Below are 23,305 nucleotides of genomic sequence, written 5' to 3'. Positions count from 1 at the left end.
TTTCGCTTCCCCCCTGGAGCCCGCGTCCCGACAATGAACGCATGGCCCACGATCACAGCGACGACGAACCCTGGACGCCCCACGAGCACGCCGCGCGGCCCGGGTCGGCGCTGCCGGATCGAGCCTTCCGGGGGGCGGTACAGCTCTTCAAGGCGCTCGGGGACGAGCAGCGGCTTCGCACGCTGGAGTTGCTCGGTCGAGGCGAGGCCTGCGGGTCGGAGATCGCGGCCACCCTGGACGAGCCGCTCTCGACGGTCTCGCACCGCATGAAGCTACTGGAGGGCGCGGAACTCGTGCGGCGGCGCCGCGACGGGCGTCACGTGTACTTCAGGCTCACGGACGATCACGTGGCCCGGCTCGTGCGGGACGCGCTCGACCACGCGATGGAATAGCGGGCCTGTCTCAGGCCTGCGAGCGCCCGGGGAGCGACTTCGCGCTCCAGTCAGCCACGGCGGACGCGATCTCGTCGAGCACTTCCTCGGGGGTACGGCCCGAGCGCTTCAGTACCGAAAAGCTGTGGTCGCCGCCCGCGACGACGTGCAGCGCGGCCTTCCGAGGCAGCGCCTCCAGGGCAGGGCGCAAGAGATCGAGGTCCGCGAGCGCGTCCCGGTCGCCCTGGAGGAACAGCATCGGCAGGTCCAGCTTCGGGAAATGCTCCGTCCGCAGCTTCTCGGGCTTACCGGGCGGATGCAGCGGATAGCCCAGGAACACGAGACCGTCCATGGGCTCGGCCTCCGCGGCCATGAGGCTCGCGATCCGCCCGCCCAGCGATTTGCCGCCGCCCACGAGCGGAAGGTGGGGGAAGCGATCCCGCGTCCACTGGAGAACGGTCCGATGGATCACCTCCAGGGCACGGCGCGGCTCAGGGGGCAGGCGGGAGCTCGTGCGCGACATCTTCTCGGCGTAGGCGTAGTTGAAGCGCACGACCGCGAGTGCCGCGGCGTCGGCGATGCGCGGAGCGGCGGCCTCCATGAAGTCGGAGGTCATCGGCGCGCCCGCACCGTGGGCCATGACGTACACGCCGACCGGATCCCCGCCGGGGAGGTCGAGGCGCGCCGCGACGTGTTCGACGCCCTGGTGGGGGACCACGATTTTTAGCTCTTCACGTTTCGCCACGCCGAGACCATAGCGCGCACGCCTGCCCGAATCCCGTTCCGGCTATGCTTCCGGTCGAATGAGCGATCAGGAAGACAGAACGGGCGGAAGCAGGCGCCGTCCGGGCGCGCGCCCAGGCGGCGGGCCAGCGCGCGGGTCAGCGCGTGGTGGGGGGGGACCTGCGCGTGGCGCCTACGGCCGCCCCCAGAAGCCCGCCCTCAAGCTGCAGACGACCACCCTCTGGTACTACCCGTCCCAGCAGTACTCCGACCAGCCCATGGGCCTTCCGGGCTACGAGGGCCGCACGCCCGCATGGGTGATCTGGAACCTCCTGGAGCGCTACACGCGCGAGGGCGACCTCGTCGTCGATCCCTTTTGCGGCGGCGGTACAACCCTGGACGTCGCCCGCGACCAGAAGCGCCGCGCCCTCGGCTACGACCTGCGTCCGATGCGCGAGGACATCTTCAAGGCGGACGCGCGCGAGCTGCCGCTGGAGGACCAGAAGGCGGACTTCGTCTTCATGGATCCGCCCTACTCGACGCACATCGACTACTCCGAGGACCCCCGTTGCATCGGCAAGCTCTCGGCCTTCGACGACGGCTACTTCGAGGCGATGGAGCAGACGTTCGCCGAGGCCGATCGCGTGCTGCGCGACCGCCGCTACTTCGCGCTCTACGTCAGCGACTCCTTCGAGAAGAAGAAGGGCTTCGTGCCCATCGGCGCGCGCCTGGCAGAGCAGCTCCGCCAGCGCTTTCGCATCGTCGATCACATCGCCGTCGTGCGCGGGAATCGCAAGCTGGAGAAGCCCGCGTTCCACACGGCGGCGGCGGAAGGCAACTTCTACCTGCGCGGCTTCCAGCACCTGATCATCGCGAAGAAGGAGCGCTGATCCGCCCCGTTCTCCGCGCTGCGATGGGGCTTCGAGCCGCGATCAGGGCTTCACGCCGCTCACCGCGCTCCAGTAGCCCGTCGTCTTGCGGCGCTTCACGTGGCTGAAGCCCGCCGTGCGCAGGGCCTTCTTCAGCTCGGCGACGCCGTACTGCTGTCCCTCGGTCCACACGAGCATGTCGAGGCTCACGAGCACGTTGGCGAGCGGGACCTTGCCGTCGCTGTCCTCGTCCTCGATCAGCTTCTCGTGCACGAGGACCTGGCCGCCCGAGGGCAGCGCCTCGAAGGCCTTGCGCAGGAGCTCGGCGCCCGTCTCGTAGTTCCAGTCGTGCAGGATCTGGCTGAAGAGAATCGCGTCGTACCCCTCGGGATAGCGGTCCGCGAACATGTCGCCGACCTCGGCGGTCACGCGGTCCGTGAGGCCTGCCTTCGCGACATACTCTTCCGCCAGCGGACGGACCGCTGCGATATCCCAGACGACGCACTCCAGCCCGGGGTTCACGTGCGCCAGCGCGATCGACAGCGCGCCGCTGCCGCCGCCCACATCGAGGAGGCGCCGGGTCTTGGACAGATCGACGTGATCGGCGAAGCCCGCGGCGGGCCGCTCGCTCACGCTGTGCATGGCTTCGGTGAAAGCGCGCGCCTTGGCCGGGTCCTTTTCGTGGGCTTCCCATGGATCCTCGCCGCCGTAGACGCTGGAGCCATCCTCCTGGAGCGCCTCCTGGAGGGCTTTCGGCGACAGGAAGTGGTCGACTTCCATATCGATGAGGCCGCGCAGCGAGCCCGGCGTATCGCGGGTCAGCGAACGCAGCGCTTCCGCCGTCGCGCGGTAACCACGCGGTGCGTGCTGGATCAGGCCCATCGCGTGGAGCGCGCCCAGCATCGAATGCGTGCCGCGTGCGCTCCACTTCATCTCGGACTGAAGGTCGTCCGCGGAGAGGCCCTCGAAGTCCTCTCCTGCGTCCGCTTCCTTCTCGGCGTGCGCAAGAAGATCGAAGAGACCCGCGCGGACGGCGACGGCCATGGCCGCGCTCTGTCTGCCAGCGATGTACGCGTCGTAGACGCGCTTGTCGTCGCCCGGGGGGAGCCCCGCCGCTTCTTGCGCCTTGCCGCTCACTGGACTCCGACGAGCTTCACGAAGAAGACGAGGGTGGCACCGCCGGGGATGGTGGGCGGCCGACCGGACGCGCCGTAGGCGATGTCCGCCGGGCAAACGAGGATGATCTCGCCGCCTTCCTGGATGAGCTGCAGACCTTCGGTCCAGCCAGCGATCACGCCGCGCAGCGGGAAGCTCGTGGGCTCGCCGCGGTCGTAGGAGCTATCGAAAGGCGTTCCGTCCGTGAGCCAGCCGCTGTAGTGGGCCACCACCGTGTTGGCGGCCGTCGGCTGACGACCGGTGCCCGGCTTCAGGATCTTGTACTTCAGGCCGCTCTCGGTCGTGGTGAGTTCCTCGTCCGTCGGCATCACGAAGGCCGGCTTCTCGAACCGCTCGACCGAGTCGACTTCGAACACCCAGATCTCGTTCGAGCCCTGCGGAAGCTCGGGAATCTGCGCGTTGGCGCCGATACCGATCGTGGACGGAAGGTTCGCCTGGATCTTCGCACCCGCCTTCATGTGCTGCATCAGCTCGCCCATGAAGGGAAGCGGCGGACGCCCCGGCTTCATCGGCATCTTCGAGCCGGACTGGGACATCGTGTGGGCGAACGCGAGACCGCCGCCGGGATTGAACACGCCGAAGCCGACGATCGCGAGGTCCGCTTCGTTGGCGGAGAGACCCTCACCCGCTTCGAGGATGCGGTACATCATCCCGTTCTCGAGCGTCGTGATGTCCTCGGCCTCGGCGTCCCACGCGACGAACTTCGGCGCCCGCTCGAGGATCTCGAGCATCTCGATCTCGAAGATGAGGTCGGCGTTCGGCTGGATGTCGGGCGGTGCGCCGCGCTCGCCGTAGGCGAGGTTCGACGGGATGTAGACGCGCCACTGATCGCCCGGCGACATCATTTCGAGCGCCTGGTTCCAGCCTTCGATCACGCCACCGACCGCGAAGACCGCGGGCTCGACCGGAGCGCCGGGGAAGCGCGCCTTCCGCGAGGAGTCGAAGACCGATCCGTCGAGGTTCCAGCCGGTGTAGTGGACCTTGACCCGGTCCCCCTTGGTGGGATGCTCGCCGTCGCCGCCCTCCTTCAGAACGCAGTACTTCAGGCCCGTGGCCGAAATCTGCTCGGTGCCAGCCGGGCACTCGGGGATCGGGGGATCCTCGTCGCCGGCAGTCTCTTGCGCGACGGGGAAGGGAAGGATGGGCGAGATCGCCGCGGGCGTTGCCGCGGCCAGTACGGCCGCGACGAGCGGCGAGATCAGAATGGCCATGGGGTCAGATAGTGGTGGTCTCCGTGGATGGGTCCTCCGTGGATACGGAGAGAAGACCCTTCGGAGAGCAGGAAGTCGTGTCGTTGTCTCTTGGGGGAAGACTCGAGCCGGTTCGAGACACGAATAGCATCAGGGGAACGCGGCCGGGGGGAGAAGTGACCTCCCTTTCTTACACACCCATGATGTGGAATCCGCCATCCACGTGGAGCGTGGTGCCGGTGATGCCGCGGGAGTGGGGGCCTGCGAGGAACAAGCAGGCGTCTCCGACCTCCTCGGCCGTGACGTTGCGGCGCAGGGGCGACTTCTCGGCGATCTGGTCGAGGATCGAGCTGAAGTCGCGGACGCCGGACGCCGAGAGCGTGCGGATGGGGCCCGCGCTGATCGCGTTGACGCGGATGCCGCGCGGTCCGACGTCGGCCGCGAGGTAGCGCACGGAGGCCTCCAGGGCGGCCTTGGCGATGCCCATCACGTTGTAGTTCGGCACGACGCGCTCGGCGCCGATGTAGCTGAGGGTCACGATCGAGCCGGCGCGGCCTTCCATGAGCGGCAGCGCGGCGCGCGTGACGGCGGTCAGGGAGTACGCGGAAACCTCGTGGGCGAGCATGTAGCCGTCCTTCGACGTATCGAAGAAGTTGCCCTGGAGTTCCTCTCGCTTGGCGTAGGCGATGGCGTGAACGATCGTGTCGAGGGTGCCGAACTCGGCCTTGATGCCGTCGAAGGCGGCCGTGATCTCCTCGGGAATCGTCACGTCGCAGGGGATCACGATGGACCCCTCGCACTCGGCGGCGAGTTTCACGACGGCGTCCTTGAGGCGGTCGTTGGCGTAGGTGAAAGCCAGGCGCATGCCCGCGTCGGAAAGGCTCTTGGCGCAGCCCCACGCGAGGGAGCGCTTGTTGGCGACGCCGAGGATGACGCCGGTCATTCCTTCAAGGATTCGGGCGGGCTTGGGGGCGGGATCAGGCATGGAGATCTCGAGGGGGTTCCGGTGGTGTGACCCCCGGAAAGTGGGCTTCTGGGCGGAGGCTGGCTCCGGTAGGGGGCAGCGAGGGTAGTGCCTTGATTCGCGAACGCGTACCGCGGGCGGTCGGAAGTCGCGCACCGAACTCGGCTGGAGGATCGCGAAGGCCCCGAATTGGTGCGACAGTTTGCGCATGTGCGTCAGCAGTAGCACGGAGAATCGGGGCCGGAAGGGGCCGCGGCTGGCCTCAGAGGGCCAGAAACGGCCGCTGCGGTCCCAGGGGAGCCCGTGGGCCGCGGTTTTTTGCCCTGGCGCCTATGCTCCGGAAGGACGGCCCGCTCGATCGACCAGGCCCACGTCCTGGCCTGCCAAACTGCCCATGAAATCATCGACCCAAGCAAGGACCGCGGCCCGTACGGATGCGGCTTCCGGTGGTACGGCTTCCGGCGTACCAGCCTCCGATCAAGCAGCCCTGTCTCGTCCTGTCCCAACGGGCTGGCGCCCGGAGGCTGGCTGGCGGGACCTCCTCTCGGGCCGTCAGCCGGACGTGATCCTGGCGCGGCTTCTGGACGGCGATCCCCTTCGGCTCCGCGGGCTGGTCGCACGCGCGATCCGCGGTGGAAGCTTCTTCCTCGACGCCGATCGCGTTCATCTTCGGGCGCTGGCGCGCATCGCCCATGACGTCACCATCGATGGGCCTCCCGCCGACGGGTCGTGGGTCCAGGGGCACGTCGACGGCGCCCTGGGCGATGTGCTTCGCGCAGAGCGACGAGCGATCGTGGCCGATGGGGAGCGCGCGAACCTCGACTCCGGGTCGGACCCGGAACTCGAAGCGCTGCACGCGTTTGCGGCTCCACTGGGATTCGAAGGCGCGGACCTTCGCGTCGCTTGCGACGCGTTCAACCGCAGGGCGGCGGGTGAGCGCCGGGCCTTCTTTGCCCTCTTCGTCGAGCGGCTCGGCCTCGAAGAAGCCGCGCGCGCCTGCGGGCTGTCCGGCGTGGATCTCGCGCGCTCGGCGCGGACCGCTCTGAACGCGACGCTGGATGCCGCGGTGAAGTCCGCCGGTCGTCGGGCGGAAGCGCTCCAGGCCGAAACGTCCTCCACTCTTTCTTCTGTCAGTCCCCGCGAGGAACGATGAACTCCCATACTCCCGATCCCTCCAGTTCCGGGGCCCCGATCAGGCCCGACGCTGCTGGCCCTGCACCCGCGGGTAGCGTTCACGCGGGCGCGCGCTATTTCGTCGAACTCGGCTGGAGTGTGGCCCAGGCCCGCGGATGGCTCGAGGATTCGATCACCCTGGCGCAGCTACCCCTGGGGAGCGTGGCCAAGGCGACGCCGAGCCTGTCGACGGCCTCGGGCAGCGGTGCCTTCGAGGTCCAGGTCTACCGCGAACTGGAGAAGCTCGAAAGGCAGGCGCGAGCCACCCTGCTGCGCGAGGTCACGGCCCGACTCGCGCGGCGTGCCGCCACTCCGGGTGCAGCGGGACTCACGCTGCTCCTTCCGCCGTCGGCCAGCTCCCGCGAGGCGCTCGTCGAGCGACTGCAGCGCGAGGGACGCCGGGCCCGGAGCGAGCGTCTCCACTCCGCCATGCGTTCCCTGGGTGTGGAGCGGTCGCCGGTGCCATGTGACGAGAACGCGCCGGGATCGATCGCGGCGGCCCTCGCGATGACGGCGCGCTGGCTCTGGCCCGGAGAAGCGGCGTATCTCGCGGAGGCCGAGGTGGAACTCGCGTTCGGGAGCGTCGGCGCTGCGCGCGCGACCGTGGAGGCGGTGCTCGATTCGCTGCCGGAAGTCGCCGGGGACGCGGAGGGTGAAGAGGACGAGGTCGAGACCGACGACGAAGCGAGCCTTCGCGAAACATGCCATCGTCTCCTGACGCTGGTGCACTTCGTGCAGGGGGACGCCGAGGCCGCGCTGGCGCTCACGCAGACGTCGCCCCTGGTGCTCGACCGGTCCGCATCGATGGGGGCGATGCGCGCCGCGGCGGAGTTCCGGCGAAGAGCCAGCGGAGCTGGCGGGCTGGAGCAGCGGCCCGCGGTGCGCGACGAGTTCACGGTTCCGATCGACGGCGAGGAACGCCGCAGGATCGCGCGCTTCCTGGCTCTGGCGCACGCCGGATCGCAAGAGGAAGGCCGTGGGGAGACGTCGGCTTCTGCGAGCGAGCCCTCCGGATCCTCGCGCGGGGAAGCGTCGAAGGCCGGGAGCTCGCGGTCCGTCGAGGGGCTCCCGTGGTAGGCGCGGCGATGGATCCCGTGACGCTTCTCATGCCGGGTGCGTCGGCGAGTGAGGTCGATTTCGCCGAGCGCCTCACGCGGGCCCTGTGCCTCCTCAGCAGTGACGCGGTGGACTCGGGATCGTCGTCGGTTCGCGTGCAGATGGGCAGCGCGCGGGAGGAGCTGGATCACTATCACTCGGGCACGGTGGGCAGGCTCCTTCAGGACCTCTTGATCCACGTGGCGCTTCAGTCGCTGCCGCCCGCCACCTACCTGACCCTGCCGGCGCCGCGCCGCGCCTACGCCGAGGCGTGGAGTCACGCGTTCGCGCTCACGACCGAAGAGGAGCGGCGATTCCTCGGTCTGGAGGTGCCGGTGCCAGGGATGCATCCGCTGGAGATCCTGCGCACCCTGGTCGAGGCGCTGGAGCGGCACGGTCGGTGGAGTCGGGAGCGTCGCTCGTCATCCAGGGCGGAGGAGCGCCGCGAAGGCGGCCAAGGGCCTTCCACGGTCGCAGAGATTCATGCGCAGCTCTGGCGAGTTCGCTACCAGCGGTTGGCGGAAGAGCCCGCGGCCGCGCAGACGGAGGCTCTTCTGGAGGCGCTTCTCGGCCAGCTCTCCCAGAAGCGCGGGGCGCGCGCTCGATCCCTGCGCACGACCGTGCTGAGCGATCTGCTTGCGCTTCATCTCGACCGAGGTCAGATGATCGCGGCCCGGGAAACCGTGCGCCGCGCGGGGCCCACGGCCCAGCATCCCGCCGATGCGCGGAGTCCGATGGACCTTCTGGCGCTCGCCGTGAAGTGGATGATGGGCGATCCCGGTCTGCCCGCACTCGAAGCAGTGTTCCAGACCGTCAGCGCAGCGGGCGCGGCGCCGCTGGGCTGGACGGAGCTGGTGCAGCACGTGGATCCGGCCAGGAAGGCTCGGCGGCATGGAATGGCCGCGGCGGAGGAGGGCCGAACGAGATGGACGGCGGAGGCGGCTGCCGCCCGGCGGAGCTGGGGCGCGAGCGCCTTGATCGTCTCCCTCGTCAGGCCCAACGGGAGGCTCGAGATCGTCCACGAGGATGTGGCCCCGGGTCTGATGGACTCTCTTCCCCGGTGGACGGCTCACCACCGCAACGCGCTGGCGGAACGAGGCACGCCAGAGCACGAGGTCGGCTGCCGTGCGGTGCCGCTCGTGCTCATCGCGACGCAGGATCGGCCGGAGATGGCGAACCGGATCGCCGCCGCGTCGCTGGCCCGCGCGGGCAGGGAATCGCGCGGCCCATTGGAGGTCTCCGGGTCGCCGCCCATGGCTCTCGTCGTCGAGCCCATCCTCGATGGCGATGGAGAGGTCGCCGGTCTTCTTTGGCTGGAGTTCTCCACTCGCCTCGTTCCAGCGAGCGTCCATCGGGCGGCCGCGGCGCGCGCCCTGTTCGAACGGTACGGCAAGGCGGAGGAACACCGCCTGTCGGAGACGCGTGGGCTGCTGGAGAAGCTCGCCGCGCCGGAGGAGCGCGGACTCTCAGGCGACGAGGGCCCGCGCGCGGCGGCGGCTGCGGCGGAAACGAGCGCAGCCTGGGAGAAGGTGCTCGCCGCGCTTCAGCTGAAGACGGCCGAGCGGCGCTGGATCGCGTTTCACGTGGAAGGGGAAGCGCCCGCGTTTCGCCTGCGAATGGTCGCGGACGGAGGGGAAGCCAGGGACCGACTCGGGGCGGCGAGGATCGATGGCGCGTGGGCCATTCGGCGCTGCCTCCGGACCGGGGGCGCGATTCGCTACGGCCTCGATCAGAGCGAGGGCGAAGGCGAGGACCAGGACGCTGGCCCGCTGCCCGCGTCGCTGCCCGCGATGCTCCACCGGGGGGCGGTCTCGGGAGTCGCGCTGCCGCTCCATCGAAACGGTCGCGTGATGGCGGTTCTGAGTCTGGAGTCGGTTCGCCGCGGTGACGCGCGGGAGCAGGACGTCGACCGATGGTTCGAAACCCTGCAGGCGGCCGGGCCGCTCGTGGAGGCGACGATCCTATCGACGCTCGATCGACGTGGGTTCGACGGGGGCTTTGCCTTCTCCGAGCAGGATCCCGACTTTCTTCAGGAGTACGAGGCGCTGTGTGCGCTCGGGCGATCCCGCGCCGACGTGCTCATCGGCGGCGAGACGGGGGCGGGGCGTAGAACGCTCGCGCGCCTGATTCATCAAGCGGGGACGCTCACGGGCGTGACGTCGACGGTCGAACCGTGTCCGGCGGTCGAAGTCCGCGCCGCGTTCGGACTGGAGCCAGAGGAGATCCGAGAGATCGCGGGATCCCAGGACGTCTCGACGCTCGCCGTGGCCGATCTGGAATGGCTCTCGCCAGCGGCACAAGCCGCGCTGACCGACGTGTGCGCGAAGCCCCTCGGGCAGCGTCCGAGAGTCCTGGCCACGATCGGTTCGCGCGACGACGCGAGCGGAGAGTCGCGGCTCCATCCGCATCTCGTCAGGCAGCTCGGGCGAGTGACCGTTCGATGCCGGTCGCTAAGGGACCGGCGGCATGCGATCCCGGTGCTCGCGGAGTTCTTGCTACGCCGGATGGTCGATCGCGAGGGCGGCCCCAGGCTCGAGGTCGACGACGCGGCGATGGCGACTCTGTGGCGCCAGCCGTGGGCAGAGAACATCGCGGGCCTCGAGGCGGTGCTCTCCGGGCTCTTCCTTCGCTTTGGCCATCCGGTGGCGGAGAGCTGGGGCGCTGATCCGGGCTGCGGCGAAGCGGGGGGGGCGGTGGCTGTGGGGGTGGAGGAGACGCTGGCGGCGATCCTCGACGCGGGACTGGAGATCGTGCCTCGGCTTCCGTCCCGCGCTCCCCGGGAGTCCGATCTACTGGCAGCACTTTGGGTCACGCGAACGGCGACGCAGCGGCTCAACAAGACACGGGCGGCGATGTACCTGGGCTGGGATCCGAACACGCTGGCGGCCCGACTGAAGGACCACGGCCTCAAGTCCCTCGAGCAGGTGATGAGCGCACTCCGGGCATCCTCCGGTGCCAGGACGTACGCTCCGATCGGGGACCGATCCTGAACCCGGCGGAGACCCTGCAGAAAGGCGGAGGCCCCGGACGGTGTGCAACGTCCAGGGCCTCCTGAGTTTGCTTCCCTTCGAGGAAACAGTTGCCCGCCACCGAGGCCCCCCCGGGCACGGCAGCGAGTGTTTGAGCAGTTGCTCTGAGGTCTATTACGGCAGCTCAGCGCGCTGACTCAACGCGACCTGTGAAGACTTTCGCGCGACAAATCACGCCCTGTACGGGCCCGCTGGGAGCGTTCCCGCGCCCGGGCCGATCGACCCCCTCTCCTGGTTCTCCAGGGCGTGTTTTAGGGAATTAGCCTGAGGGTTTCTCGCTACGGGGACATGCCTACGATCTCTCGGTTTGAAACAACCTGGACGCAATCTGAGATGATTTCCTGGCAACCGTGGATCGGTGCTGCCGGGCGCGCCGGGTATCGGGTCTCGACATCCGGTCCAGGGTGACCATACTCCCCGCGTGGATACCCGAGCCTTCGACTTCGAACTGCCCCGCGAGCGGATTGCCCAGGCCCCTGTCGAGCCGAGGGACCGGGCCCGCCTGCTGGTCAGGCCAACCGGCGGTGGCGAGGCACGGGATTCCCTCGTGCGAGATCTTCCCGACTGGCTCCGTCCCGGTGACCTCCTGGTCCTGAACGACACCCGCGTGCTTCCCGCCCGCGTTCAGGGCCGTCGGGAGACGGGGGGGCAGGTCGAGCTGCTTTTCCTCGAACCGGTCCTGCCAGGGACCCTGTTGACCCCGGAATCCACGGAGGTGGCCCCGGGAGCCGACGTCTGGCGGGCGATGGTCAAGCCAGCACGCAAGATCAAGGCGGGGGAATGCGTCGCCTGCTCGGGCGGGGTGGTGGCAAGATTCCTGGAGCGCGAGGCCGAGTCGGGGTACTGGCTGGCTCGGCTGGAGCCAGGCCAGGGCGGGCACGTCGGGACCACGACCGAGGAACTCATGGCCATCGCGGGCGCCATGCCGCTGCCGCCTTACATCGAGCGGCCTGCCACGGAGGCTGATACGGAGCGCTACCAGACCGTCTACGCGCGGAAGCCAGGTGCCGTGGCGGCACCGACGGCGGGGCTGCACCTCACGGAGGACCTGCTGCAGAGGCTCGATGCGATGGGCGTGCGGCAGGCGACGGTCACGCTGCACGTGGGGGCCGGGACCTTCTTGCCGGTCACGGCGGATCGGATCGAGGACCACAGGATGCATAGCGAGCGCTTCGAACTCGGCGAGGAAGCAGCGGCCGAAGTCCGTGCCTGTCGCGAGCGTGGGGGACGCGTGGTTCCCGTCGGCACGACGAGCGCGCGGGTTCTCGAGTCCTGTGCTCTCAGGGACCCCGACTTCGAGCGCGACATCGTCGAGGCGCGTGCCGGCTCGACCGATATCTTCCTGCACCCGGGGTCGGGGCCGCGGGTCTGCGACGGCCTCTTCACGAACTTCCACCTGCCGAAGAGCACGCTCCTGATGCTCGTGGCCTCGTTCATCGGCGTCGAGGAGATGAGGGAGCTCTATCGGACGGCCATCGAGCGCGAGTACCGCTTCTACAGCTACGGCGACGCGTCGCTCCTTTGGCGTAGGCCTACTTGATCGCTGCTTCGACGTCGTCTGCCGTTTGCGCGACGGCCTTCAGGACGATCCGATAGGCGGCGAGCTGGCCGGTCTTGAAGATCAAATTGCTCCGCAGGAGGTTCCGGAAGTGCGGGTCGTGCTCGAGCGCGAGGAACGCGGCGTGGTAGCCCTCGGCGAAGGCGTTCTCGCCCTGGCTCTCGAAACAGGGTCCGTGCTCGTCGACGTAGGGGAACATTCGCTCGAGGACGAAGTTCCGGTTGATGCCGTCCCACTCGGCGGCCCGGGGAAATGCGCGCTCGTACGTGGCGATCACGCGGGCGAGAAGCTCCTTGTCCTCCAGATGGGCGGAGCCCCCGGACTGACGCATCTCGATGTACGTCGCGGTGACGGGCGAGAAGCTGTTGTAGCCTAGCGCCACGTCCATCATGGCGTCGAGATCGCCCTCGTCGAGTTCTGGCCGTGACTCGGAGTCGAGGGGAGCGCGGATGTGCTCGAGGGACTGCTCGATCGCGAGGATGCGTCGCTCGAGTTCTGCTCGGTTCAGCTTCATCTCGTCTGCGAACCCGCGGAGGAGTCTTTGCGCCTCGGCGGCGTGGCTCCGGTTCTGGCGCCAATCCTGCAGCGCGAGGGAGCCGGTGATGCCCAGGAGCACGATGAAGAACTCGCAGACGAGGCGCGGCCATTCGCTGCGTAGGGTGTTCCCGAGCGTGCTGAAGCTAGTACGCACTACCCACGCTCCGCTTCCTCCTGTTCTACGTTCAGAAACTCCGAGAGAAGATGCAGCAGCGCCGCGCCGTCCAGCGGCTTCGTGACGTAGGCGTTGCAGCCGGCCGCGAAGCAGCGCTCTTGCTCACCGCTCAGCGCGTGGGCGGTCACGGCGACGATCGGGATCGTGGCTCCCATATCGCGCAGCGCAGTCGACGCCGTGTACCCGTCCATCACAGGCATCTGCATGTCCATCAGCACGGCTCCGAACTTGTCGGGTGATTGCCTGTAGGCTTCGACCGCCTCCGCCCCGTTGGCGGCCGTGGAGACCTTCGCCCCGGCCTCTTCGAGGAGCATTTGCACGAGTGTGCGAAGCTCGCGCCGGTCGTCCACGACGAGTATGCTGTGGCCCTTGAGAGGCTCCTGATCCTGGAGCTTCGAGACGCTGGCGTTTCCGCTTCGCGTCGCCATGGAGCCTGGATGGACTTCGTTCACCTTGCGCATCGCCACGTCCTGCAGGTCGCCGGCGGGGATGCGCAGTTCGAATCGGCTGCCCGTGCTGTGCTCGCTCGTCGCCGTGAGTGAACCTCCGAGCGCGGCCGCGAAGCGCCTGCAGATCGTGAGCCCGAGACCGGTTCCACCGTGCGTTCGCTGGGCCGTGCTGTCGGCCTGGGTGAACGGCTCGAACAGCCTTTCGATCTGATGGGGATGGATCCCGCTACCCGTATCGACGACGGCGATCACGAGGCCCTGGGCTTGTGAATCGAAGCACACCTCGATCGACACGCTGCCGGAGTCGGTGAACTTGATGGCATTGCCCACCAGATTGATCAGGATCTGGCGGAGGCGAGTCGCGTCGCCGACCATGCGATCGGGAATCTCCGTCAGGAAGCGCCCGGAAAGCCCTAGCCCTTGCTCGGCAGCGCGGACCCCGAGCATGGAGATGACCTCCTCGATGACATCATCGACCTGGAACCAGTCCGATCGCACCTCGAACTTTCCGCTCTCGATCTTCGCGAGGTCGAGGATGTCGTTGAGGATCTCCAGGAGGTGACGTCCGTTCCGACGAATCGTTTCGACCAGCTCCAGGTTGTCCGGATCGCTCTCGTTGTTCGCCAGGATGTCCGCGTAGCCGAGGATCGCCGACATCGGAGTTCGGATCTCATGGCTCATGTTCGCGAGAAACTCGCTCTTCGCTCGGCTGGCGGCCTCGGCGGCGGCCTGGGCGCGCTGATTCTCGCGGACATAGGTGCGGAGCGTGATCTCCGTGACCACGAGTTGACCCAGATCCTGAAGCACGGCGAGGTCGTCGCTGCTCCACTCCCGCGTCTCGTCGCTGATCGAGCAGAGCGCGCCCACGGTATATCCCTGGGGCGTTGTCAGCGGAACGCCCAGATAGGCCCGCACGCCGAGGTCCTGGATGGCCCGGCTCGTTTTGACCACAGGGTTCACCAGTGAATCGGGTACGACCAGCGGCGCTCCAGAAGTCGTCACGTGCTGGCAGAAGGAGTGCGTCAGCGGCGTTTCGCGCGAGCACGCGACCTCGCCCTGAAGACCTGCCTGACCCGCGAAAAACTGGCGGCGGTCATCGACGAGCGATATCAGCGAGATCGGCACCTTCAGGAGGCGACAGGCCATCTCGGTGATGCGGTCGAGCACCTCGGACGGCGGGGCATCGAGGAGGCCGCTGGCCTCGAGTTCCGCGAGTCGATCGGGGTCCCCGAGAGACTGTTGCTTGGCCCTCGCCTGGACCGTTTGTGGAAGGATGACCGCCGACTCGACCTCGGGGCGGATCGAGGCGACGCCCCAGCCCCCGTCCTCGAGCACACCGTGCCACCGCCGAATCGACTCCTCGTTGAGGCGTCGCGCGGTGTCGTCCATGACGACACCGAAGAACCGCTCCGCCTTTCGCTCACCATCGACCGTGTCGGTCGAGAAGTGGGCCTGCCCGACGGAGCGGATCCATCGTTCGCCACCGTTCGAATCCTTCGACCGGAAGAACGCCTGGTAGTGGCCCGTTCCCGCCGGGTCGAGGGCCTGCGCCAGCGCAGCTTCGACCACAGGCCTGTCGTCAGGATGCATGACATCCAGGGTCTCGTCCACGTGAATGGTCTCGGAAGGCGGGAAGCCGAAGAGGTTCGCGCAGCGCGTATCCCAGCGGACCGTGTCGTTGGCGAGGTTCAGTTCCCATGTCCCGAGTTCGGCAGATTCGAGCGCGATCCGGCTGAGTTCGGCTGAGGCGAACGCGCGCTCTTCTTCGCGCCGACGGCTGGTCACGTCCTGGTTGACGCCGAGTAAGCGCTCCGGCCGCGGACCGTCAGGGCTCTCCACGAAAACGCATCGAGCAACGGTGCGGATCCAGCGTTCCTCACCGCGGACCCGGACGCGGTACTCGATCGAGTACCGCGCGGACTCTGGCGACTGGGTGGCGCGCGTGAGAGTCTGCAGGACGGCGGCTCGGTCCTGCGGATGAACGATCTCGAAGGCCCAGGCCATCGTGAGCTGGGTTTGACCGTCGCCTTCGAATCCGAAGAGCTGGCGGCAGTAGGCGTCCCAGCGAACCGTTTGCGTGGCCAGCTCGATCTCCCAGACTCCCATCTCGGCCGCCTCGAGGGCGACGCGCCGAAGCCTTTCGCTGGCCGCGAGTGCGCGCTGGTGGTGGCGCTCCTCCGTGACGTCCCAGTGCAGACCGCTCAGGTAGATCGTCTGCTGTTCATCGTAGAGGGGCTTGGCGCTCGAAGCGATGTGGCGAACGGTGCCATCGGGCAGGACGATTCGATACTCCGCGCGGTAGAAGGCCTTGTCCCGCAGGCTCTTCTCGAACGTCGCGTGCAGTGCGTCGACGTCCTCCGGGTGAACGCGGGCAAGGACCCTATCGAGCGTCAGCGTTTCGCCCTCTTCGAATCCCCAGAGGCGCAACATGGCGTCGTCCCCTTCCACGACGCCGCTGGTCGTGTTCAGTCGCCACGTCGCCAGAGCATCCGGTCCGACCGCCAGCGTCGACCGGACGTCGGGTTCCAGCGGCACGCCGGACCTGAACGTAATCTCCTGTACATCGCTGGGATGGGTGGGGAGGGGCGCATCGCCCCAGATGGGCGGTGTCATCGTCGAGGGGCTGGGGGCACTTGGCAGGAAGGGTTGCAGGGGACAGGACGTCGCGTCGACGACGTCCGTCGACCCTCCCATCATAGCTTGAGCCACCCCCCCAACGCTTCGCTCAGATCACGGGCAAGCCTATACACCTTACGATTCCGGGACGAACCGTGAACGCGGCCTGGCAGCCAGCGCCCAGGGGTGGTTGCATGTCGCCGTCGATCTGGAGTTCGAGATCGCTGGAAGGCTCGAGGATGACGCGCCGGGCTCGGAAGAGTTCGACCGGAAGATCTGGATGCCCGAGCTGGCCGGGGTCCGCGCGGGGAAGCGTCGTCGATCGATCGACCATCGACTTGAGAAAGGTCAGCACGGCGGGCACGGAGGCCGCCTTGACGAGCACGACGTCGAGCCAGCCGTCGTCCGGCCGAACGTCCTCGGAAAGGACCGCTCCACCGCGCCCGAGCCGCGAGAGATTGAGGATGAGCAGCGTCAGCACCGAGCAACGCAGCTCCTGGACCGGCCCTCCGAGCTCCGTCTCGAACGTGATCTTGACGTTGGTGAGGGCCTCGTCGGTGACCTGCTCGACGGCGGCACGCACGTAGGCCGCCCAGCCGAGGGTGGCCTTGGCTTCGGAGTCGGCCGACGCCATCATCCGTGCATCGGCCCCCAGTCCAGCTCGCAGGATGCACGTGGTACCCGCGGCATCGATGAGGTCCCAGGACCGTGATTCCACCGGACCGGAGAAAAGGCGGAGCGCCGCCGTCTCGTAATCGAGGGGGAGGCCGAGTTCCTGGGCGACGACGTTCCCGGTTCCGCCAGGAAGCACCGCGAGCGGGACGTCACGTCCCGCCATGGCTCCTGCGACCGCAGAGACGGTTCCGTCGCCGCCCGATACGACGATCCAGTCGGGCCGTCCCTCGCGAGGCGCGTCCCGCGCGCCCAGGAGACCGTCGAGCGCGCTCTCGAAGTCGGTCGTCGCTTCCAGAACGGTCGCACTCCACTCGATCCTCAGGTCCCTCAGGACCCGGTGCAAGATGGCCAGGACTGGTTTCTCCTTGCCGGAAGCCGGGTTGATGAGGACGTGGACACGACCCGGCGGGGCGGCAGCCGCGTCCGATCGGGCCATGGAGTGCGACATCGAGGATTGCATCGGCCCAGTGAGACGTAAGGACCGTTCGAGGGCCTCAAAGCTGGGCCAAGAACGCTTCATACCGCGCTCTTCGCGCCGAGATCGCAACTTGCCAACCGTTGGTCTCGGTCGTCCGTGATGGGGTCGGTGCTATCATCCGGGCGCGTTCCCCGCCCCTCGATCCCCATGCCGGTCCCCGATTCGAACCCTGAAACGAGCCTCGATCGACTGGTCTGCCAGTACCTGGAGGCCCACGGGCGGTCCGTCGACGAAGCCCGGAGGTTCCTGGAGGACCATCGTCGGGAGGCCTCGGACCAGGGGAGAGCGCTCGAGAGCATCCTTCAGAAGCTGAGCGAGGTCGGTCTTCCGCGCGAGATGGAGGTGCTCCGCGGCTCGATCGCCGGCGGGTCCTCCATCGAGAGGCGGTCCGCCCGCGTCCGTGCTCCAGGAAGCTTGGAGCAGGCCAGGCGCTGGTTCCGCGCGCATCCCGCTCGCGCCACCGCGGCCGTGACCCTCGGCATTGCGCTGGTCGTTGCGCCTGCATCGTACGGAGCACTGCAGCAGGCCCGTGCCAGGGAAACCGGCCGTCTGAACGTGGAGTTGAAGAGGAGTCTCGCGGCTGCGGCGGCGGCGGAGGAAGAAGCCACCGTCGCCGCGGAGAAGGCGCTGGAGGCGATCGAGTCTCAGCTGCGACGAGTGGCGAAGCTCGGGCTGGAGGACACGCCGGGCGGCATCGAGATACGACGGCAGCTGGTGGAGGATGCGTTCCAGCTCATCGAGGAGATCCCCACGGTTCCGAGGCTGGTGCACGCCCGATCCGTCGTCGAGTGCTCGCTGCTCCGAACGCGCGGAGACCTGCTTCGAACGATGGGGGACGAAACGGGCGCGCTGGAGGTCTACCGGCGATTGGAGAAGCGGCTGCGAGAGAATCTCCTGGCTCGACCCGACGATGTAGGGACACGCGCCGAGCTGGGGACGCTTCTCGCCCAGAGAGCGGCGACGCTGAGCGACCTCGGGCGCGCGACGGAGACGGCTGCGCTCTACGACGAAGGGCTGCCGCTCATCGAAGGGGCGCTACGCGAGGGCTGGCGCCCGGGCATCGGTGATGCGACGCATGCGATGGTAAGGGTCCACCGGATCCTCGACGCCTTCGACGCGGGCCAGATCGTCGAGGCAGAGGCGCAGGCGCATGGGCTGATCGCGGAGATCGAGGCCTGGCCCGACGAGGTGCGCTCCCTGCCCAACGCGCGCATGGCGCTGGCGGAGAGCTACCGAGTCACCGCGCAGGCGGCCGCCTCACGTCGGGCGTTCGAGCAGGCGATCCAGGCAGAAGAGCGAGGCGCCGAGCTCCTGGAGGCTGTCCTGAAGGTGCGGCCGCGGCACCGGCGAGCGACCTACAGGCTCGCGGAGACGTGGCGACGTCAGGCGCTGGACTGGATGCAGCGCGGGGATTCTCGAACCGCCTCAGCCCTGCTGGAGCGCTGCAGCGCGAGTTACCGCGAGCTGAGCGAACTCTATCCGGAGTGGCGGGAAGCGACCCTTGCAGCGGGGAACATCCTCGCCTTGCGGGCGCAGCTCGCGTCGACTTCCGGGGACGGAGAGAAGGCGCTGGAGCTGACCGCCCAGGTCGTCGAGAACTGGCGCACGCGGCCCGAGTCGGATCCGCTTCGACTCGCGGGGCTGGCGATGGCGCTCGGCAATGCGGCGAACAACGTGACGCTCTTTGCTCCTGAGGACGAAGAGCGCCTGCGCGAGGGCGTGGCGATGGCGACGGAAGCCATGGCCATTTTCGACGATAGCCCCTCCCAGGAGATCGACCGGACGGCGTACTGGATGTTCTGCTACAACCGCTCCGTCCTGCGCTCGAAGCTCGGCGAGGTCGACGGAGCTCGTTCGGATCTCGAAGAGGTGATGCGTCTCACGGAAGGGAACGCGGCGAACCAGGCGATGGTGCAGCGCTATCTGGCCGATGCCTGGTGCGAGCTTTACGCAGGCTATCGATCCAAGGGTGCAGGCGAGACCGATACCGCAGCGTTCGCGAAGGAGCAGATCTACGTGCACCTCGAAAGAGCGGTCGCTCGCGGCTACGCCGACAAGAACGATCTCTCCACGCACGAGGGCCTTGCGGCGATGCGAACGGAGGCGCGCTTCCAGGCGCTGCTGGCGGGGCTGGAATGATGGCCTTCTGAGCGGTTGCTGGGCTCCATCGAGGGGTGAGGGAAGGTCCATTCCTCCAGGATCTCCGTATTTGACCTGCTACTCGTAGGACTTCCATCACGACACGAGCTCTTCCAGGTGGTCCGGCTAGAAGCCCTCAAATGAGCCCCCCCCATGCGCCGAGTCCAGGCGCCGCGCCAAGAAAAAAGTCGACGCCAACGCCTCAACCGACACAAACGGACCAGGTGCATCCGTTCCGATACAAACGGACCAGGTGCAGTTGTTCCGGAACAACTGCACCTGGTCCGTTTGTGTCGGTTGGCGCGGCGTGGGAGAGAGTGTTCGTTCATGGGAGATTGGCCGTGGGGGGAAGGCCGTTGACGGATTTGGGGTGGAACCTGGTTGCGAAGTCGCTTGGCCAGCCCTGGAGATGGGCGCTATTGGCGAGGGCCTCGACGTCGCTTGCCCGACCGTCGGCCAGCGACACCGTTCGGGCCGCTCCACGCTTGAGCGCGACTTCCGCCCCGGCCAGGGTTCGGCCCGTGGCGACGGGGTGGTGGGGCAGGTGGTTCATGGTGTTCATCCTCACCCGACCCTTGTCCCGGCCGCCCCGAGCCACGTCAGCGAATCATGAAATGATACGCCGACCGAACCATCCCGCGCTACTTGTGCTCGAACAGCTCGCTGAACGGCTCGTCGGTCTCGTCGCGGAGAAGCTTCTTCCCGTCGGACATCTTCCCGAACACGTAGTAGAGGCCAGGAATGACCAGCACGCCGATGATGGTGCCGAACAGCATGCCGCCGACGCCCGCCGTCCCGATCGTCCGGTTGCCGATCGCGCCAGCACCCGTGGCGACGACCAGCGGAATGAGCCCGGCCACGAAAGCGAACGACGTCATCTGAATCGGCCGGAATCGAACCTTGCCGCCCTCGATCGCCGCCTCCTTGAGGGAGAGTCCTTCCCGACGCAGCTGCACCGCGAACTCGACGATCAGGATCGCGTTCTTGCCCAGAAGCCCGACCAGCATGATGAGCCCGAGCTGGGCCCACACGTCGTTCGCCAGTCCCACCGCCTGCAGGAACAGGAACGCCCCGAATACACCGATGGGCAGCGACAGGATCACGGCCAGCGGAATCAAGAAGCTCTCGTACTGGCCCACGAGCACCAGGTACACGAATGCGACGACGACGAAGAAGATGTAGAGCGACGCGTTGCCCTGCTTCGCCTCGTCCCACGAAAGGCCTTCCCAGCCGAGTTCATAGCCCGGTGGCAACACCTCGTCGGCGACCTCTTGAATCGCCTGGATGGCCTGACCACTCGAATAGCCCCTTGCGGGCACGCCCTGGATGGCGGCGGACGGGTAGAGGTTGTAGCGGGTGATCTCGTTCAGCCCCTGCTGCTTCTTGACCTCCATGAAGGCGCTGTAGGGGACCATCGAGCCCGCGTCGTTCTTGACGAACAGGTCGTCGAGGTCCTGGGGCATCCGGCGGAACTGCGGCCACGCCTGGACGTACACCTTGTAGAACTGGTTGAAGAGGATGAAGCCCTGCTCGTAGGTGCTGCCGATGAGAATGTTCAGGTTCTCGAGCGCGTTGTCGATCGATACGCCCTTCTGCATGGCAATATCGTTGTTGATGACGAGTTCGTACTGCGGATAGTCGGAGGCGAAGAACGTGAACAGGTTCTTGATCTCCTTCCGCTCCTCCAGGGCCTCCATGAACTGATCGTTCACTTCCCCGAGCCGCTGGTAGTCGGCGACACTGGACTGGGTCTTGTCGAGCACGCGAACCGAGATTCCGCCCGCGGCACCGAAGCCGGGGATGGCGGGCGGCTCGAAGAACTCCAGCTTCACGTCGCTGATCCGCTGGGTCTCCACCTCGAGCTCTTCGATGATCTCGGCGGCCGTCATCTCGCGATCCGACCAGGACTTCAGGTTGATGATCGCGGTGCCCGCGTTCGAGCCTCGGCCTTCCGTCAGCACCTCGTACCCCGCGACCGAGGTCACAGAGGTCACGCCCTCGATGCTCTTGGCAATCTTCTCCAGCTCCTGGGACTTGGCGTTGGTGTACTCCAGCGTGGAACCCGGGGGCGTCTGGAGGACGGCGTAGATGATGCCCTGGTCCTCGCCGGGAATGAAGCCGCTGGCCATTCGCGTGTTGACCGCGACGATGCCGAAGACGAAGGCTCCAATGACGGCCAGCGTCAGGACGCGGCGCGTGACGATCGGCTTCAGGATCCCTGCATAGAGATTCGTGACGCCATCGATCGCTCGGCTGAAGGCGGGCTGCACGAACGGAGCGAGAACCAGAAGGAAGCCGAGGGGACCCCACAGGAGGTAGGCGAGGTAGGTGAGACCCGCCAGGATGGGCAGTCCGACCAGGAGGTACGCTGCGATCTTGCGCGCCCGGCTCTTCCGAACGTGCTCCTTCGCCGGCACCGTGCCGCTCTCGCCCGCCTCTCCATGGTCATGCGGCTTGAGAATCATGGCGCACAGAACCGGGGTCAGCGTCAGCGCGACCACGCCGGAGAGAATGATGGCCGTGGCCATCGTGACGCCGAACTGCCGGTAGAACACCCCGACCGGCCCGGGGACGAACGTCACCGGCACGAACACGGACGTCATCACCAGCGTGATCGCGATGATGGCCCCGCTGATCTCGTGCAGAACCTCCATGGTCGCTCGATACGGCGATAGGTGCTTCTCGGCCATCTTCGCGTGCACGGCCTCGACCACCACGATGGCGTCGTCGACGACGACCCCGATCGCGAGCACCATCGCGAAGAGCGTGATCAGGTTGATGGAGAAGCCCATCACGCTCAGGACGAAGAACGTGCCGATCAGGGACACGGGCACCGCCAGCGTCGGGATCAGCGTCGAACGCAGATCGCCGAGGAACATGAAGACCACCAGCGAGACCAGGATGAAGGCCTCGAGCAGCGTGTGGAGCACCTTCTCGATCGAGGCGTCCACGAACTTGGATACGTCGTAGGCGATCTCGTAGTCCATGCCTGGCGGGAAGGACGGCTTCAGCTCCTCGAGCGTCCGCTTCACCTCCTCGATCACCTCGGCCGCGTTGGAACCGGGCGCCTGCTTGAGCACCACGGAGGCCGCGGGGTGGCCGTCGACGTCCGAGTAGATGTCGAAGAACTCGGACCCCAGTTCGATACCCGCGTGCTCCACGTCAGCGGACTCCCTGTCGTCCGCCGCCGCCTCGCCGGGGGAGCCGGACTCATCGCCCAGTGCAACGCTCGACCCCGGCGTCGGCGAGTGCGACTTCGGCGGCACGCAGACGTCCTTGAGTCGGAGGATCTCGCCGTCCGGCTTGGCTCGGAGAATGATCTCGCCGTACTGCTCCGCCTTGTTGTATCGCCCCTGGTAGGTCAGAACGTACTCCTTCGACTGCGAGGTCATGCCTGTCGCCTGACCGAGTCGACCGGGTGAACCGATGATGCTCTGCTCCGCCAGTGCGTCCATGACGTCCTGGACCGAGATGTCGTACGCCCGCATGCGCTCGGGGTTCAGCCACACGCGCATCGCGAAGCTGCGGTTTCCGAGGTTCGTCGGGATGCCCATGCCCTGAATCCGCTTGAGGACCGGCATGATGTACACGTTCGCGTAGTTGAACAGGTCCTTCTGGTCCGTGTTCGCGTCCGTGCTGTACAGGTTCAGGTACATGAGCATGCTGGGCACGACCTGGCTGACCAGGATGCCCTCGCGTACCACCAGCGGTGGTAGCCTGCTCAGCATGATGTTGACCCGGTTCTGAACGTTGACGACGTTGATGTTCGGGTCGGTTCCCGGCTCGAAGAACACGCGGATCGTGGCCTCTCCTGCGCTCGTTGCGTCGGAGACCATGTAGCGCATGTTCTGCACGCCGTTGATTGACTGCTCCAGCGGAATGATGACCGAGTCGATCAACACGTTCGCGCTGGCCCCTGGGTACGCGATCGAGACGTAGACCGTCGGCGGCGCGACGTTGGGGAACTGCGAGATCGGAAGGGTCCCGATCCCGAGGCCCCCCAGGAACAGAATGATGATGGCGGTAACGAGCGCGAGGGCTGGCCGCGTGAGAATCTTGGTGAACATGCTGGCTAGGGGAGTCGTGTA

At 67.3% G+C, this 23,305-nt stretch carries 15 protein-coding genes and 2 pseudogenes; 7 read left to right on the top strand and 10 right to left on the bottom strand.

All coding sequences use genetic code 11. The features are described from left to right. The first annotated feature begins 41 nt into the window (after window positions 1-41). A complete protein-coding gene (locus Poly30_RS20900; protein WP_145201867.1) occupies window positions 42-392 on the top strand; it encodes an ArsR/SmtB family transcription factor in 351 nt (116 codons plus the stop codon). Between the two features lie 10 nt (window positions 393-402). Here Poly30_RS20900 and Poly30_RS20895 read toward each other — a convergent pair whose 3' ends face one another. Beyond that, window positions 403-1,116, bottom strand: coding sequence for an alpha/beta family hydrolase (locus Poly30_RS20895; RefSeq protein ID WP_419190442.1), 714 nt, complete (start codon window positions 1,114-1,116; stop codon window positions 403-405). Between the two features lie 58 nt (window positions 1,117-1,174). Between Poly30_RS20895 and Poly30_RS20890 the strand changes: the two genes are divergently transcribed. Continuing rightward, window positions 1,175-1,984 (top strand): TRM11 family SAM-dependent methyltransferase, encoded by an 810-nt coding sequence (locus tag Poly30_RS20890; protein ID WP_145201863.1) that lies wholly within the window; start codon window positions 1,175-1,177, stop codon window positions 1,982-1,984. A 42-nt stretch (window positions 1,985-2,026) separates the two neighbouring features. Here the strand turns inward: Poly30_RS20890 and Poly30_RS20885 are convergent, their stop codons facing one another. The 4 genes and pseudogenes from Poly30_RS20885 to Poly30_RS20875 form a co-directional block, all read right to left on the bottom strand. Continuing rightward, window positions 2,027-3,100 carry a methyltransferase gene (locus tag Poly30_RS20885; RefSeq protein ID WP_145201860.1) on the bottom strand — a complete coding sequence of 358 codons (1,074 nt, stop codon included), beginning with the start codon at window positions 3,098-3,100 and terminating at the stop codon, window positions 2,027-2,029. Continuing rightward, window positions 3,097-3,435, bottom strand: a pseudogene (locus Poly30_RS28745) (FKBP-type peptidyl-prolyl cis-trans isomerase); the annotation flags it as partial. The gene Poly30_RS20885 and the pseudogene Poly30_RS28745, both read right to left, overlap by 4 nt. 441 nt (window positions 3,436-3,876) lie before the next feature. Beyond that, window positions 3,877-4,350: pseudogene (locus tag Poly30_RS28740) on the bottom strand (FKBP-type peptidyl-prolyl cis-trans isomerase); the annotation flags it as partial. A gap of 169 nt (window positions 4,351-4,519) precedes the next feature. Next, a complete protein-coding gene (locus Poly30_RS20875) occupies window positions 4,520-5,314 on the bottom strand; it encodes an enoyl-ACP reductase FabI (RefSeq protein ID WP_145201854.1) in 795 nt (264 codons plus the stop codon). A gap of 373 nt (window positions 5,315-5,687) precedes the next feature. Here Poly30_RS20875 and Poly30_RS20870 point away from each other — a divergent pair, with 373 nt between their 5' ends. The 4 genes from Poly30_RS20870 to queA all read left to right on the top strand — a co-directional run bounded on the left by Poly30_RS20870 (window position 5,688) and on the right by queA (window position 12,130). Continuing rightward, window positions 5,688-6,446 carry a hypothetical protein gene (locus tag Poly30_RS20870; RefSeq protein WP_145201851.1) on the top strand — a complete coding sequence of 253 codons (759 nt, stop codon included), beginning with the start codon at window positions 5,688-5,690 and terminating at the stop codon, window positions 6,444-6,446. After that, window positions 6,443-7,543 (top strand): hypothetical protein, encoded by a 1,101-nt coding sequence (locus Poly30_RS20865; protein WP_145201848.1) that lies wholly within the window; start codon window positions 6,443-6,445, stop codon window positions 7,541-7,543. Before Poly30_RS20870 ends, Poly30_RS20865 begins: the two co-directional genes overlap by 4 nt. A gap of 17 nt (window positions 7,544-7,560) precedes the next feature. Then, complete coding sequence (locus tag Poly30_RS20860; protein WP_145201845.1) at window positions 7,561-10,551, top strand: DNA-binding transcriptional response regulator; 2,991 nt, start codon at window positions 7,561-7,563, stop codon at window positions 10,549-10,551. Between the two features lie 460 nt (window positions 10,552-11,011). Further along, entirely contained in the window at window positions 11,012-12,130 is a 1,119-nt protein-coding gene (queA, locus tag Poly30_RS20855) for a tRNA preQ1(34) S-adenosylmethionine ribosyltransferase-isomerase QueA (RefSeq protein WP_145201841.1), read from the top strand. Here the strand turns inward: queA and Poly30_RS20850 are convergent. The 3 genes from Poly30_RS20850 to Poly30_RS20840 all read right to left on the bottom strand — a co-directional run bounded on the left by Poly30_RS20850 (window position 12,123) and on the right by Poly30_RS20840 (window position 17,036). Next, window positions 12,123-12,839, bottom strand: coding sequence for a hypothetical protein (locus tag Poly30_RS20850; RefSeq protein ID WP_145201838.1), 717 nt, complete (start codon window positions 12,837-12,839; stop codon window positions 12,123-12,125). The two genes, queA and Poly30_RS20850, sit on opposite strands and share 8 nt — an antisense overlap. Next, entirely contained in the window at window positions 12,839-15,844 is a 3,006-nt protein-coding gene (locus Poly30_RS20845; protein ID WP_419190441.1) for a PAS domain-containing protein, read from the bottom strand. The genes Poly30_RS20850 and Poly30_RS20845 overlap by 1 nt, the downstream gene beginning before the upstream one ends. Before the next feature lie 190 nt (window positions 15,845-16,034). Then, window positions 16,035-17,036, bottom strand: a complete 1,002-nt coding sequence (locus Poly30_RS20840) for a diacylglycerol/lipid kinase family protein (protein ID WP_419190440.1) — start codon at window positions 17,034-17,036, stop codon at window positions 16,035-16,037. Window positions 17,037-17,225: 189 nt separating this feature from the next. On the opposite strand from Poly30_RS20840, the gene Poly30_RS20835 reads away from it, so the two are divergent. After that, complete coding sequence (locus Poly30_RS20835) at window positions 17,226-19,217, top strand: hypothetical protein (protein ID WP_145201830.1); 1,992 nt, start codon at window positions 17,226-17,228, stop codon at window positions 19,215-19,217. Between the two features lie 325 nt (window positions 19,218-19,542). Here the strand turns inward: Poly30_RS20835 and Poly30_RS20830 are convergent, their stop codons facing one another. Both Poly30_RS20830 and Poly30_RS20825 read right to left on the bottom strand, forming a co-directional pair. Next, window positions 19,543-19,770 carry a hypothetical protein gene (locus Poly30_RS20830; RefSeq protein ID WP_145201827.1) on the bottom strand — a complete coding sequence of 76 codons (228 nt, stop codon included), beginning with the start codon at window positions 19,768-19,770 and terminating at the stop codon, window positions 19,543-19,545. A gap of 88 nt (window positions 19,771-19,858) precedes the next feature. Beyond that, on the bottom strand, window positions 19,859-23,284 hold the full coding sequence (locus Poly30_RS20825; RefSeq protein ID WP_145201824.1) for an efflux RND transporter permease subunit: 3,426 nt from the start codon (window positions 23,282-23,284) through the stop codon (window positions 19,859-19,861). Between the last annotated feature and the right edge of the window lie 21 nt (window positions 23,285-23,305).

This window comes from Saltatorellus ferox (assembly GCA_007751475.1).
Classification (GTDB): domain Bacteria; phylum Planctomycetota; class UBA1135; order UBA1135.
Note: the sequence above shows the minus strand (reverse complement) of the source record. Positions and strands in the feature narration are given on the sequence as shown.